The organism is Mesorhizobium sp. M7A.F.Ca.CA.002.05.1.1, assembly GCF_003998335.1.
Lineage (GTDB): Bacteria > Pseudomonadota > Alphaproteobacteria > Rhizobiales > Rhizobiaceae > Mesorhizobium.
This window is the reverse complement of the sequence record NZ_RZQI01000057.1, coordinates 1-13190: the sequence shown is the minus strand read 5'-3', so window position 1 is coordinate 13190 and position 13190 is coordinate 1. Positions and strand designations below refer to the sequence as shown.

Genomic DNA, 13190 nt, shown 5'->3' with positions numbered 1-13190 from the left:
CGGCGGGACGTCCAATGGGATTCGAGTGAATGACTGATACGACAATCAGATCGGTTGCGGATCTGCCGGCCACGGTCGAGCCGGCAATCGTCGTCGGCGCCGGTGCTGCCGGGCTGGCTGCCGCGCATGCCTTGATGAACGCCGGCGTGCCTACGGCGATCCTGGAAAAGGAAAGCCGGCTGGCCGAGCCCTGGCACCGGCGCCACCAGCAATTGCATCTCAACACCCATCGCGATCTTTCTTCGCTGCCTGGTCTCGCCTTTCCCCCTGGCACGCCCGCCTTTCCGCAAAGAATGGTCGTCATCCGCCACATGAACGATTTCCAGAAGGAGAACCGGCTGCCGGTGCAGTTTGGCGTCGCGGTCGAAGAGATCATCTTCAAGGGCGATCACTGGGCATTGCGCACCAGCGCCGGACCGCGCTTGGCCCGCAATGTCGTCATCGCTACCGGCCGCGACAGGCAGCCGTTCACGCCCGAATGGAAAGGCATGAGGGATTTCGTCGGGCGCATCATCCATTCGGCGGATTTTGGTGACGCGCAAGCCTATGCGGGCCAAAAAGTGCTGGTCGTCGGCGCCGGCAATTCGGGCTTCGATGCGCTCAATCATCTGGCCGGCATAGACCCGGCCGCCATCTGGCTGTCGGCCCGCAACGGTCCCGCCCTGCTGCCCAAGCGCATCTGCAAGATCGCCGTGCACCGGCTTTCGCCGATCATGGCGCGCTTGCCGTTGCGGCTCGCCGATGCGGTGATGGCGGCAACGCAGCGGCTGGTTTTCGGCGACCTGACCAAATTCGGTCTGCCGCCCGCGCCTGCGGGCGGCGCCAGCCGCCTGAGCTCGGATTACACCGCGATCGCCGCCGACGACGGCGCCGTCGGCGCCATCAAGGCCGGCAAGATCACCGTCGTGCCGGGCATACGGGAATTCACCCGCGATGGCGTGATCCTGGCCAATGGCAGCCTGATCCATCCCGACATCGTCATTGCCGCGACAGGCTACCGCACGGGGCTGGAGCCCATGGTCGGCAAGCTCGGCGTGCTCGACGCCAAGGGCGTTCCGCTCTTCAACGGTGGCGAAGCCGATCCAAAATTGCCCGGTCTGTGGTTCACCGGCATGCGGCCAAGCATTCGCGGCTGCTTCGCCAATGCCGGCATCCTGGCCAAGGCGATCGCCAAACGAATTGCAAGGTCGGCCTCGCACCAATCCAGCGCATCACGCTGATTTCGGTTCCAGCCGCCGGAAACCGACGGCTTCCATCAGCATGTCCTCTTCCACCATGCCGGCATTGTGCAAGGCGAGCAGGTTAAGCGCGATTTCCCGCGCGTCGGCGGAATCGGGATGTGCCTCGCGCCGCCGGCAGGCCTCGTCGAACACGCGCTGCAGCTTGGCGATATCGGCTGGCTTGAGCAAGCCACGGTCATAGACGGACTTCGACATGGCGATCTCCTGATAAAGACCTAGAGCGCCATGTTTAAATTGCCAATCTTTCCCGAGGCTTGACCGACTTCCCCCCGTCGCCTCGCCATCCTGGGGCGGAGCAAGGGGCGAAGCGACGCGGCGCAGACCCCAGGAGCTGCTCCGCAGCCCAAGGGATACATGCCGCGGCTCAAGGCGCAGCAGCGGCGCAAATTCTGCTCCGCTGCTGCCCATGCGAGTGGGCAATCAGACCGCGATCTTGCCGCCGCCCTGTTTGGTGATGGCGACGACCGACGGCCGCACCGGCATGTCGGGCTTGAAGTCGGGCCAACGCGTCGACAGGTCCTCATAGTAGGACGGGCGCCCGAACGCTTCCCAGTCCTCTCCGCCGTCGCCCGGATGCTGGACGGCGACGAAGGCGGTCTGGTCGTCGGGCGCAAACAGCGGACCGCACATTTCGGCGCCGATCGGCACGCGGAAGAATAGTTTCGAGGTCGCCCGCGCCGCCCCCTCCGTGTCCACCGCCCATAAGCCATCGGTGCGGCCGGTGGCTTTCGGACCCTGGCCGTCGGTCGCGACCCAGAGACGCCCGGCCGAATCGACCGCGCAATTGTCGGGCATGCCGAACCAGCCATTGGCCGTCGTTGCCGTCGAGAAGGTGGCACCGACATCGGCAACCGAGGGATCGCCGCATTTCAGCAGCACTTCCCACTTGCCCTTGGCGGCCGTGAAATCACCGCCGTCCTCGGCGATCTCGATGATGTGGCCGAAGGCGTTTTCGGCGCGCGGGTTGGCGGCGTCGACCTGGTCGGCCTTGCGCTTCGAATTGTTGGTCAGCATGACATAGACCTTGCCGTTGACGCCATTGGGCTGAATGTCTTCCGGGCGGTCCATCTTGGTGGCGCCGAGCAGGTCGGCGGCGCGGCGCGTCTCGATCAGCACGTCGGCCTGGCCAGTGAAACCGTTTTCAGCCGTCAGCGGCCCCTGGCCGAACACGATCGGCAGCCATTCGACCGTGCCGTCTTCGGCGAACCTGGCGACATGCAGCGTGCCATCGTCGAGCAGGTCCTTGTTGGCGGCACGGTCGTTCGGATTGAACGCGGCCCTGGTCACGAACTTGTAGACATAGTCGAAGCGCTCGTCGTCACCGAGATAGAAGACGACGCGGCCGTCCTTGGCGACGATCGATTCGGCGCCCTCATGCTTGAAGCGGCCCATGGCGGTGCGCTTCCTCGGCGTCGAGGTCGGGTCGTTGACATCGACCTCGACGATCCAGCCGAAGCGGTTGGCTTCGTTGGGTTCCTTGGCGAGGTCGAAACGCTCGTAATGCGCCGCCCATTCATAGGCGCCTTCGGGAATGCCGAGACGCTTGTAGTTCGCGGCTTCCTTGTGGTCTTCCGGCAGCTCGCCGGAAAAATAGCCATGGATGTTCTCCTCGGCCATCACATAGGTGCCCCAGGGCGTGACGCCGCCGGCGCAATTGTTGACGGTGCCGAAAACCTTGGTGCCGGACGGATCGGCTTTGGTCTTGACGCGGTCATGGCCGGCAACGGGGCCGGACAGCGCCATTTCGGTGTTGGCGGTGATGCGGCGATTGAGCTTGCCGTCGCGCACCACCTGCCATTTGCCACCGTCCTTGCGGATCTCGACGATGGTGCCGCCATGGGCGGCCATCTCGACATCGACCTGCTCCTTCGAGAGGGGTGCGACTTCTGCCGACTTCTTGCCGTCCTTCTCGACGATCTTTACGATGCCCGGGAACATCAGATGCGGATTGGTGTATTCGTGGTTGACCACCAGCAGGCCATGTTCGGCCGAGCCGTCGATCGGGATGTAGCCGACATAGTCATTGTTGTAGCCGAACTGTTTCGCCTGGGCCTCGGCCGACTGTTTCGTCGGGTCGAAGTCGGGCGAATCGGCAAACAACGGATCGCCCCAGCGCAGCAGGACATCGGCATCGTAACCCGACGCGACATGGTGCTTGTCGTCGATGCCGGCCTCAAGTTCGTCGAACGCGAAGGCCGAGCCTTCCGCGGCCCTGGCCTCGTCGGCGCTGATCAGCGCCAGCGGGCTGACGGTGGCGGCGATGGCCGAGACGGCCAGCGAGCCCTTGAGGAAGCCGCGGCGCGAGAACCGCGCGGCGATGATCTCGCCCATGGTGCGGTTGTCGGAGGCGTTGATGGCCGGGCCGTCGTTTTCCTCGAGCAGGCTGGTGCGGAATCGGGTGTCGGCGGAGCGAAGGTCAGTCATGGTGGCTTGCCTCTGGCTGTCGGGTTGGCTGGAGCGTGGGGTACCTGTTTGACCCCCCTTATAATCGCCGGGTCACATTTTCGTGACATCGGGAGACCTTTCAGGCGCGACAGGCATTACGCGCAGCGCTGGCTCAGCATTCCCGAAGGCCGTGAACTGCTCCGGAATCGTCTTTTCGAGAGGAAGGAGACCTTCGGCGGCATGTTTCGCCGCGCATCCATGGGGTCAGTCGTTGCAAACGGCCGGCTCGACAAAGTCACCTCCGCCGCCCCCGGCGGAGGTGACTTGATGTTCGGCGTCTGCCGTCGTCAGGCGTAGGGAAAGCGAGTCTCCCATTTAGCGATGGCGGTCGCGGCGCCGTTCATGCAAAGCTAATGTAGCATACGCTTGGGACTTTAGTCCAATCTTGCGCTTTCAAAGGTCCTAGTTGACAACCGCAACGGTCGGAGGTCGCTTCCGGACCCCGCGTCTTTCGGCAATGTTGTTGCACTGCAACGTTGGGGTGGGGCGCGCCGGGCTCAGTCGTCGGAGATCAAAATGCACAGATCGGTCACGACCCGTTGCTGCCGGCTGGCGCTCAAATCGGCAGCGGCGCTGGCGTTGACGATTGCTCCCTACCAAATTGTCCTGGAGGGCTCCGTTCCCGGCATTCACACCGCCAGCGCATACGCCAAGGGTGGCGGTAACAGCGGTGGTGGCGGCGGCAACGGCGGCAATTCCGGCGGCGGCAATGGAGGGAACAGCGGCGGGAATAGCGGGAATGGCAACAGCGGCAATAGCGGCAAATCGGGATCCAATCAGGGTAAGAGCGGAAGCCATGTCAATGCAAAGACCGGTGACAAGGTCGACGTGACCGGCAACAAGATCACGGTCCGGCATCCCGACGGCATAACGGAAAAGCTTGAGAACGGACGTTTCAGCATGAAGGACGCGCTCGGTCGCACGATCATCGACCGCCAGGCCACGCCGGCCGATGCCGATCGTCTCAAGGCCTTGTGAAGCTGGCCAACAGGCAACGGTCAGCTTTGCACGTCACCTCCGCCGCCCCCCGGCGGAGGTGACCTCGTTTTTGGCGGTGCCGCCCCGGTCCCCGAGGCGCGACGCGCTTTTGCGCGGTCCGCACCTTGCGGAGGCACGCAACCTTGCAATCGTTGTTTTGCGCAATCCAGGACGGAAACCGCTGCGAATTCCCCTAGAGCCGGATGATTTCAGGTCGAAATCGGCCTGAAATCTAAATCCGCCTCTAAATCAAAGAGATAGAGCATGATGTCTTCCGAAAACCGCTTCACACCTTTCGGCATCATGCTCTCGTTGCTTTAGGAAGGCCTGTCGCGGTCGCGCAACTCACGCATCATCAAGGCTGCTTCGGTGCGGTTTCGCACATTGAGCTTCGACAGCACCCCGGTCATGTGATGCTTGACGGTCTTCTCCTGCAGCTCAAGCCGCAAGGCGACTTCCTTGTTGCTCAGCCCCTCCGCCACCAGCCGCAGGATTTCCGTCTGCCGATCGGTGAGCTGCCGCAGCCGTTCCGCAATGCCGTCGGTCGGCTGCTGGGACTGGAGATCCGAAAGCAGCCGGGCCGACAGCGTCGGCGACAGATAGCTTTCGCCGGCTGCAACATTGCGCAGGATGTCGGCGAGCCCGCGCGACCCGACGCCTTTGAGGACATAGCCATTCACCCCTGCGTTCAGCGCCTTTGTCACATCGGCGTTGGCCTCCGAAACGGTCAGCATGACGATCTTCTGGGCCGGATGGCTGGCGAGAATGCTTGCCACCGCGGTCAGCCCGCCGCCCGGCATGGAGATATCGAGCAGCAAGATGTCGGGCCGCACCGTCGTGGCGAGGCGTTCGGCATCCTGCGCCGTGGCGCCCTCGCCAACCATCTCGAAGCCTCCGATCTCCGACAGGCTGCGCGTCACACCTTCGCGAAAGAGGGGGTGATCGTCGACAATGGCGATGCGAATGGTCCCAGTCATGCTTGCTCCTCGACCGATAGACGGATCACCAAACGCGTACCTTGCGGCCCGGTCAAGGTTTCGAACTGTCCGCCAATGCTTTCGACCCGCTCCCTGAGGCCGGCGAGGCCGAGACCCTCGACCCGTGCCGCCGGATCGAAACCGGGCCCGCCGTCCGACACTTCGACAAAAAGCCGGCCACCTTTCATCCCCGCACTCACCGCCTGATCCTTGCCCAACCCGTGGCGATAGGCGTTGTTCAGCCCTTCCTGGACGAAACGATAGATGCTGATCTTCTCGGAGGCGCCGGGCTCCGGCAAGTGTCCGGTCAGCGTCAGCGTCACCGACGTTCCCGTCCTCTGCTCGTGTTCCTTGACCGCCAGCCGCAGAATGTCGGTTGCGGCAGCCGTCTCGATCTGCGGCAAAACAAGGCCGGTGCAGATGCCGCGTATTTCGCGCATCGCGTCCTCCAGTGTCTTGCGGATCATTGCGACCTCGGTCGAACGGCTTACGCTCGAATGGCCGTCGCTGGAAAATATCGGGCTGTCCATGCGCAGCGCCGCCAGTGCCACGAGTTGGGCCGGGCCGTCATGGAGGTCGGCGCCGATCCGGCGCAGATATCTTTCGTTGAGCGCGGTGGCGCGGCGGGACGCCCGTTGCACGCGCAGTCGCAAAGCACTGTTTTGCGCCACCAGACCCTGCAGCTCCGAGACCTGGCGGCGCAGTGCCCCACGCTGATCGTCGATGGTGCGGCTGCCGCGCAGGACGATGCCCGACAGGAGCAGGAATGCCGCGAGCGTCGCGCCGGCCACGATCAGCCAGCTCGACCACAGGGCGGACGCCAGGGTGGCCTGGAAATCGTCGGCGATCTCATAAAACTCGGTGACCGCCACCACCTCGCCCGACCAGGGCTCGCGCACGGGATTGTATATCTCCAGCAATGGCAAGCCGGTAGCCTTCTCCTCGCGTTCATCATCATCGAATGTATTGAATTCAGCGACGACATTGCCTTCGAAGGCGGAACGCAGATTGTCGCTCGGACCGAAGCGGCGGCCGATCAGGGACGCCTCCTTAGCGTAGAGAACCGTGCCGTCGCGGCGCCAGAGCACGAACGATTGGAGGCGCTTGCCGAGCGCGCCCTGGCCAAGCGTCTCGTCCAGCGCCTGCTTGACGGACTCGCTGAGCTCCTGGTCCTTGCGTAAGTCGGGAAGCAGCGGCGCAATCACGCTGTCGACATAGAGCGCCGTCGTGGCGGCCGAATTGCGGATGACGCCGTCCCGGATCTGCGCCGTCACCCAGGTGCCCACCACCAACATGACGGCCAGCAGGCCAAAGCCGCCGGCAACGACGAATTGCAGGGCAAGGGAAAGCTCGCTCCAGCGCCGCATCAGGTTTTGAAAACTGCGAATCATGAGCCCCTGACCGCCCTTCGAACCGACAGATTGGGCGATGTTAGTACTTTGAGCTTCCGGCTTGCCATTGCCAAGGGCTTCGTTTGGTCGAGGTCGCTTGACGTCCCGGCGCGCTTGGGAAACAACGTCCGCGACGCACGCGGCGGGAGCCGCTCCGAGAGGGGACGAAACGTTGAGTTTTTCGGGATTGCTGCAGCTCGGCTTTTCGACGGTCATTTTCCTGCTGGCGGCGACAGCCGCCAAGCAATGGGGCCTTGCGCCGAGCCTTGGCAAGATAGCGCTGACGCTGGCGCTCTATTCGCTGGGCAATCTGATCATGCTGCGGCTGATCCGCGAATTCGGCATGTCGGTGTCGTTCAGCCTTTCCGCCGTCATCCAGCTGGTCTCCGTGAACGTCGTGGCGCTGGTCTTCTTCGGCGAGCGCGTCAATGCGCTGCAGGCGACCGGCATCATGCTGGCGATCGCAGCGGTGGCGCTGATCACGCTCGGACCCTATCTGCAAGGTCGGCTGTAACGGGCGAATTGCCGATGAAGAACGCCGCGAACGCTTTGCTCAACCGGGTCGAATTCCCGGTGCTGCTGGCCGGCCTGGTCATCGCCGCCGGCCTGTGGGGATTCGAGGAGCTGATGGAGATTGCGCGCGCCACCACGCCGCACGCCTTCGACACCGAGATCCTGCTCGCCTTCCGCCAGGCGGGGCGCCCTGACAGCCCGATCGGCCCGCTGTGGCTGCAAGGGGCGATGCGCGACATCACAAGTCTTGGCAGCGGCAGCGTGTTGGTGCTGATCGTGACGGCGGTAATCGTCTATCTCCTGCTTATCCGCAGGCCGGCGACCGCCCTTTTCATCTTCGTGGCGGTGGCCGGCGGTCAGGTGCTGTCGAGCCTGCTGAAAGCCGGCATCGACCGGCCGCGCCCCGAACTCGTCTCGCATCTCGTCAACGAAACGACGCTGTCTTTTCCGAGCGGCCACGCCATGCTGTCGGCCGTGACCTATCTGACGCTCGGCGCGCTGGCGGCACGCTTCCTGCCCGGTCGAACGACGAAGATCTATGTGCTGTCGCTGGCGGTGCTGACGACGCTGCTGGTCGGCATCAGCCGCATCTATCTTGGCGTCCACTGGCCATCGGATGTGCTTGCCGGCTGGTGCGCCGGCTTCGTCTGGGCGATGCTGTGCTGGCTCGCTGCCCGGGCGTGGCAGCGATGGCGCGGGCAGCGCCTGAACGGCGACAGCGAGACTGGAGACTAGATCAGCCGGTCGATCAGCCCGTGCCCGCAGCCCACCGACAGCAAGGCCGCCCAGGTCATGAAGGTCTTGAAGAATTCAACCGCGTTACCCCCTGCCTAGATGGACACCCTAGGCACAATCCCGGGAAGTATCTGAATGATCGGTCAGCCGCCCCTTTACGCCTCAGACGTTCATCCTAATGCTTGAAACATCACAATGATAGTATTATACCTTATTCCTGCAGACTCAGACGGGGATTCCGGCCGATGATCACTGCCGCGCAGATGCGCGCCGCAAGGGCGCTGGCCGGCATCGATCAGAAGACGCTCGCCGAGCGCGCCGGCGTTTCGCTTCCAACCATCCAGCGCATGGAGGCGAGCGATGGCGTGGTCAGGGGCGTGGTCGACACGCTGATGAAGGTCATCCAGGCTCTCGACGAGGCCGGGGTGGAGCTGATCGGCGAGAACCAGACCAGCGAGCGCGGCGGCCGGGGCGTGCGCCTCAAGGCTGCCGTGCCGCGGGATCCCAAGGCTGAGCCGGCATAAAGTCGCGACGGCGACCGCCGACAGCCCTGCCGACGATCCCGCCGCCTTTCAGGGTGCGAAAGGCAGTCCATGGATCAGACGCAGCGGGCAGTGCATCAACCGGCCCACAGGTCGGCCCATAGGCCGGTAAAACCGACATTTTCCGAATTGTTCACGCCGAAGCTGGTGACGGTCTGGCGCGAGGGCTACACGTTCGCCGACTTCAAGGCGGACGCCATTGCCGGGCTGACGGTCGCCATCGTCGCGCTGCCCTTGTCGATGGCGATCGCCATCGCCTCGGGCGTGACGCCCGAGCGCGGCCTCTACACCTCGATCGTCGGCGGCTTCATCATTTCGGCGCTCGGCGGCAGCCGCTTCCAGATCGGTGGTCCGGCCGGCGCCTTCATCGTGCTGGTGGCCGCGACGGTTGCCCGGGTCGGCATCGATGGACTGCTGTTGGCAACGATGATGGCAGGGGTCTTCCTGCTCGCCATGGGCTATCTCCGCCTCGGCACCTACATCAAGTTCATTCCCTATCCGGTGACGGTCGGCTTCACCGCCGGCATCGCCGTCATCATCTTTTCAGGACAGATCGTCGAACTGTTCGGGTTGAAGCTTGCCGGCAGGGAGCCGGGCCCGCTGGTGCCGAAGTTGATCGCGGTCGGTGAGGCGGCCGGCACCATCAATCTTGCGGCGACCTTCGTGGCGGTGTTGACCATCTTCACCATCGCCGGCCTGAAGCGCTGGCGGCCGACATGGCCTGCCATGCTCATCGCCATCGGGCTGGCATCGCTGGTCGTGGCGCTTCTCTCGCTGCCGGCGGAGACGATAGGCACTCGCTTTGGCGGCATCCCGCGTAGCCTGCAAATGCCCGCTCTGCCGCCGATCAGCCTGGGCAGGATGATTGACGTGCTGCCGGATGCCATTGCCTTTGCCCTGCTCGGCGCGATCGAATCGCTGCTGTCGGCGGTGGTCGCCGACGGGATGACGGGCCGGCGGCATCGTTCCAACTGCGAACTGGTGGCGCAAGGCTTCGCCAACATCGCGTCCGCCCTGTTCGGCGGCATCTGCGCCACCGGCACCATCGCCCGCACCGCGACCAATGTGCGGGCCGGCGCCCACGGACCGGTTTCGGGCATCGTCCACTCCGCCATCCTGCTCGCTTTGATGCTGGTGGCGGCGCCGCTCGCCAGCTACATCCCGCTCGCAGCCCTGGCTGGCGTGCTGGCGGTCGTGTGCTGGAACATGTTCGAGAAGCAGGCCTTCGCCACCTTGCTGCGTGCCTCGCGCGGCGATGCGCTGGTGCTGATGGCGACCTTTCTGCTCGTCATCTTCCGCGATCTCACCGAAGGCATCGTCGTCGGCTTCGTGCTGGGCTCGATCCTGTTCATCGACCGCATGGCCAAGTCGATTGCGGTCGAGGCCGATCAGCCGCTGGTGCAGGAGGATGTCGCCGACAGCGCCAACGCCTACGATGCCAGCGAGGCGACCGACGCCGACACCGTGGTCTACCGCATCTCGGGCGCCTTCTTCTTCGGCGCGGCATCGACCGTCGGCACCGTACTCGACCGCATCGCCGACCAGCGCAGGAACTTCATCCTCGACTGCTCGGCCGTACCGTTCTTCGATTCGACGGCGGCCAACGTCATCGAGGGCGCCGCCCACAAGGCCAGGCGCGCCAGCGTCCGCTTCATCATATCAGGCGCCGCGCCGCAGATCCGGCGCATGCTGATCAACCACGGCGTGAAGCGTCCGCTGGTGACCTATGCAGCGTCGATCGAGGAGGCGCGGGCGCAGCTGAAAGGCAAGATCGAGGTGCGGTAGGGGCCGGGATTTGCCGGCCGGCGGTCGCCTGAACGTCAACTTTTTGATCTCAAGCAAGCGGGGAGCACGCTTTAGGCGAGCGGGCTCACTTTAGTCCCAGATGCAAGGAAAGTCGCTTCGCGGCGGCGTCGAATGCCACCAATCTTCGTGACCTGAACAGGGAAGCCTCCGCCTATCCTGCTTCAGCTTTCACCGTGGTCCTTTGTCCGGACATTTTACTCTTTGCAGCCGCGTTTCAAAAATGAAACCGCAATCATGGTAGAGTTCGCGCACTGATTTGCCAGTAGAAGGCGGGTTTGCCAAATGCGTGACACGTCCCCGCGAAATCGAAGTGATCCTATGCCGACCGCGCCAACACTTGAACTTCGCCGCTATTCACGGCTGAGAAATTTGCGAGAGCGCGCAGAACGCCAAGGTGCTGCATTGCAGTTCTGGGCGCGTACGGCATCGCTCGCCGTGATCTCCTGCTTCTTTTCATTAATCAGCCGCTGGGATGCCTCTCTGCTCTTCGTGCTGGCGGGCCTCATGTTGTTCCAGCTCGTCGGCCTGATCCAGTTTCGCTTTGCGCGCCGTCGCAACGCGCCATGGTGGATCGGTTATCTCGTAGGCACGCTGGACATCGTTCTGTTGACCGTTCTGCTGGTAACGCCCAACCCGTTTTCCCCGGAGGTCGCGCCGGCCGCGATGCAACTGCGCGAAGGCAGCTTCAAATTCCTGTTGATTTTCGTGTGCCTTGGCGCGCTGACCCTTTCGACCCGATTGGCGCTCTATCTCGGAGCGCTCGCAGCCTTGACGTGGACGATCGGGGTGGGATGGGTGATTCTTCATGCGGGAACCGTCCTTCCGGCGACGAACCTCTATTCGCTGCCGACGACAGAGCGACTGAACCTCTATCTCAATCCCAATTTCGTCGACACATTCGCGCAGGCGACCAACGTGTTGGTTGTGCTGATTATCGGCGCGATCATGGCGTTGGTCGTCTCTCGTTCTCGACATCTGTCGGAAGACTATGTCAAGGCAGAGCGCGCCCGCGCCAATCTCGCCCGGCATTTTTCGCCAAATGTCGTCGACCAGCTCGCCGCGGATGACGAGCCCTTCGGTCCGGTCCGCCGGCAGGATATCGCGGTACTGTTCGCCGACATCGTCGGCTTCACACACTATTCCGAGGATCATCCGGCCGAAGCAGTGTTCGAACTTCTGCGTCAGTTCCACCGTCGCATGGAGCAGGTCGTTTTCGACCACCATGGCACCGTCGACAACTATATCGGCGATTGCATCATGGCCACATTCGGGGTTCCGCAAGCCAGCCATAACGACGCAACCCGAGCCATCCAGTGCGCTGAAGCGATGATCGCCGCTCTCGAAGACTGGAATGTGCAGCGGGTGTCCAGGGGATACCCGTCGCTGGACGTTCGGATCGGTGCACAATATGGCGCAGTCGTCATCGGTGCGGTCGGCAGCGAGCGCAATCTTTCCTTCGCGGTGGTGGGCGACACCGTCAACGTCGCCAGCCGTTTGCAGGCGCTTTGCCGTGAACTTCAGGCAAACATTTGCTTTGGGTCACGACTGATAGAAGCCGCGAAGGCGGAATCGCCCACGACACAGTTGAATGCGCGCGATCATGGGCCGGTGAGCATCCGCGGTCGGGATGAACCGGTCCATGTCTGGGTCGAACACAGAGCCGAAAACCAGGGTGCTGTTTCGGTTTCGGCGTGATATAGCCGCCATGTGAAACGCCTGCATCTGCCGGAAAGTTCACGCCTGAAGGCATCATGCGCTCGCAGGCACTGAGCGAGGCGTCGATGTTCCTCTATCTGCGCGATCTCGAGGAGTGCGAAATCGTCTCAGCATGATTGCATCTGGCGGCTGAGCTTGCCGCGCACGGCCCCGGCGGTGCCGACGGCGCCATTGACCGCGCCCATCATCTTCATCTGCCCGGCGGTCTCGTTCATGCGCGCCCGGCAATCCTGCATTTTTCTGGTCGCCTCGACTGCAGCCAGGGCTTCGCCAAGACCTTCCGGCGAGTCCGTCTGGCTGCAGCTGGAAGCCAGCAGGCAGATAAGCATTGCGATCGGGCTGCCCCGCCTGACACGTGCCGTGGCTGGGAAAATGCCGCGATGTTCGGCCTCGAGGCTCCCGCTCGGAGTTGCTTTTCCCGCCACCCGTTTGCTGTTGCCCAACATCCTATCGCCCCATCGCCGGGCCGAGGATGAGGCTGCGGATTTTTGGCGTCAGCGGCCTGACGACATCGGCGAAGGGGTCGCCCTCGGCCCGCAAAGCCATCAATCCTTCGACCTCTTCGTCGATGGCCGAGATGGTCTCTGACTTCTGTGCGTCGGTCAGCTCCCTCATGCCGGATATGGCACCCCTGAGCTTGGCGAAAATGGCATCGAGTTCTGCGGCCGACATCGTCGCCAGGAACCCGCGCATGGTCTCGCCAAGCGCGACCTTCCAGCTGTCGGCGGTGAAGCCGGCTGTGCCGATCAAGCCCTTGTCCGCCGCATCGCGCTCATACCAGTCGGCGGCGATCTCCTCGTCATAGGCGAACTGACCGAATTCGGGCTGCAAGGCCTCGATCAGGCC

At 63.5% G+C, this 13190-nt stretch carries 12 protein-coding genes; 7 read left to right on the top strand and 5 right to left on the bottom strand.

Annotation, left to right across the window (positions count from 1 at the left end; all coding sequences use genetic code 11):
* Positions 1 to 29: 29 nt before the first annotated feature.
* Entirely contained in the window at positions 30 to 1220 is a 1191-nt protein-coding gene (locus EN939_RS05245; protein ID WP_127267189.1) for a flavin-containing monooxygenase, read from the top strand.
* On the opposite strand, the gene EN939_RS05240 is transcribed toward EN939_RS05245, so the two are convergent.
* Together EN939_RS05240 and EN939_RS05235 are read right to left on the bottom strand one after the other, a co-directional pair.
* Positions 1212 to 1436: a hypothetical protein gene (locus EN939_RS05240; protein WP_013528677.1), complete on the bottom strand. Its 225-nt coding sequence runs from the start codon at positions 1434 to 1436 to the stop codon at positions 1212 to 1214. The two genes, EN939_RS05245 and EN939_RS05240, sit on opposite strands and share 9 nt — an antisense overlap.
* A 225-nt stretch (positions 1437 to 1661) precedes the next feature.
* Complete coding sequence (locus EN939_RS05235; protein WP_127267188.1) at positions 1662 to 3665, bottom strand: PhoX family protein; 2004 nt, start codon at positions 3663 to 3665, stop codon at positions 1662 to 1664.
* A gap of 537 nt (positions 3666 to 4202) precedes the next feature.
* Between EN939_RS05235 and EN939_RS05230 the strand changes: the two genes are divergently transcribed.
* Positions 4203 to 4664 (top strand): hypothetical protein, encoded by a 462-nt coding sequence (locus tag EN939_RS05230; RefSeq protein WP_127267187.1) that lies wholly within the window; start codon positions 4203 to 4205, stop codon positions 4662 to 4664.
* 317 nt (positions 4665 to 4981) lie between these two features.
* Here EN939_RS05230 and EN939_RS05225 read toward each other — a convergent pair whose 3' ends face one another.
* Positions 4982 to 5641 (bottom strand): response regulator, encoded by a 660-nt coding sequence (locus EN939_RS05225; RefSeq protein ID WP_023813468.1) that lies wholly within the window; start codon positions 5639 to 5641, stop codon positions 4982 to 4984.
* Positions 5638 to 7032 (bottom strand): sensor histidine kinase, encoded by a 1395-nt coding sequence (locus EN939_RS05220; RefSeq protein ID WP_127267186.1) that lies wholly within the window; start codon positions 7030 to 7032, stop codon positions 5638 to 5640. The genes EN939_RS05225 and EN939_RS05220 overlap by 4 nt, the downstream gene beginning before the upstream one ends.
* Before the next feature lie 172 nt (positions 7033 to 7204).
* Here EN939_RS05220 and EN939_RS05215 point away from each other — a divergent pair, with 172 nt between their 5' ends.
* The 5 genes from EN939_RS05215 (at position 7205) to EN939_RS05195 (ending at position 12323) form a co-directional block, all read left to right on the top strand.
* On the top strand, positions 7205 to 7546 hold the full coding sequence (locus EN939_RS05215) for a hypothetical protein (RefSeq protein WP_013528672.1): 342 nt from the start codon (positions 7205 to 7207) through the stop codon (positions 7544 to 7546).
* A gap of 14 nt (positions 7547 to 7560) precedes the next feature.
* A complete protein-coding gene (locus tag EN939_RS05210; RefSeq protein ID WP_127267185.1) occupies positions 7561 to 8280 on the top strand; it encodes a phosphatase PAP2 family protein in 720 nt (239 codons plus the stop codon).
* Between the two features lie 245 nt (positions 8281 to 8525).
* Positions 8526 to 8804 (top strand): helix-turn-helix domain-containing protein, encoded by a 279-nt coding sequence (locus EN939_RS05205; RefSeq protein WP_127267184.1) that lies wholly within the window; start codon positions 8526 to 8528, stop codon positions 8802 to 8804.
* Between the two features lie 69 nt (positions 8805 to 8873).
* Positions 8874 to 10607: a SulP family inorganic anion transporter gene (locus EN939_RS05200; RefSeq protein WP_127267183.1), complete on the top strand. Its 1734-nt coding sequence runs from the start codon at positions 8874 to 8876 to the stop codon at positions 10605 to 10607.
* 339 nt (positions 10608 to 10946) lie between these two features.
* Positions 10947 to 12323, top strand: a complete 1377-nt coding sequence (locus EN939_RS05195; protein ID WP_127267182.1) for an adenylate/guanylate cyclase domain-containing protein — start codon at positions 10947 to 10949, stop codon at positions 12321 to 12323.
* 468 nt (positions 12324 to 12791) lie between these two features.
* Here EN939_RS05195 and EN939_RS05180 read toward each other — a convergent pair.
* On the bottom strand, positions 12792 to 13190 hold a 399-nt coding region (locus EN939_RS05180), incomplete at its 5' end, for a hypothetical protein (protein ID WP_127267180.1).

What these genes read in the sequence shown, in the direction of transcription:
- EN939_RS05245 (WP_127267189.1), top strand. Translation starts at nt 30, where the DNA reads ATGACTGATACGACAATCAGATCGGTTGCGGATCTGCCGGCCACGGTC.
- EN939_RS05230 (WP_127267187.1), top strand. Translation starts at nt 4,203, where the DNA reads ATGCACAGATCGGTCACGACCCGTTGCTGCCGGCTGGCGCTCAAATCG.
- EN939_RS05240 (WP_013528677.1), bottom strand. Translation starts at nt 1,436, where the DNA reads ATGTCGAAGTCCGTCTATGACCGTGGCTTGCTCAAGCCAGCCGATATC.
- EN939_RS05210 (WP_127267185.1), top strand. Translation starts at nt 7,561, where the DNA reads ATGAAGAACGCCGCGAACGCTTTGCTCAACCGGGTCGAATTCCCGGTG.
- EN939_RS05220 (WP_127267186.1), bottom strand. Translation starts at nt 7,032, where the DNA reads ATGATTCGCAGTTTTCAAAACCTGATGCGGCGCTGGAGCGAGCTTTCC.
- EN939_RS05195 (WP_127267182.1), top strand. Translation starts at nt 10,947, where the DNA reads ATGCCGACCGCGCCAACACTTGAACTTCGCCGCTATTCACGGCTGAGA.
- EN939_RS05225 (WP_023813468.1), bottom strand. Translation starts at nt 5,641, where the DNA reads ATGACTGGGACCATTCGCATCGCCATTGTCGACGATCACCCCCTCTTT.
- EN939_RS05200 (WP_127267183.1), top strand. Translation starts at nt 8,874, where the DNA reads ATGGATCAGACGCAGCGGGCAGTGCATCAACCGGCCCACAGGTCGGCC.
- EN939_RS05205 (WP_127267184.1), top strand. Translation starts at nt 8,526, where the DNA reads ATGATCACTGCCGCGCAGATGCGCGCCGCAAGGGCGCTGGCCGGCATC.
- EN939_RS05235 (WP_127267188.1), bottom strand. Translation starts at nt 3,665, where the DNA reads ATGACTGACCTTCGCTCCGCCGACACCCGATTCCGCACCAGCCTGCTC.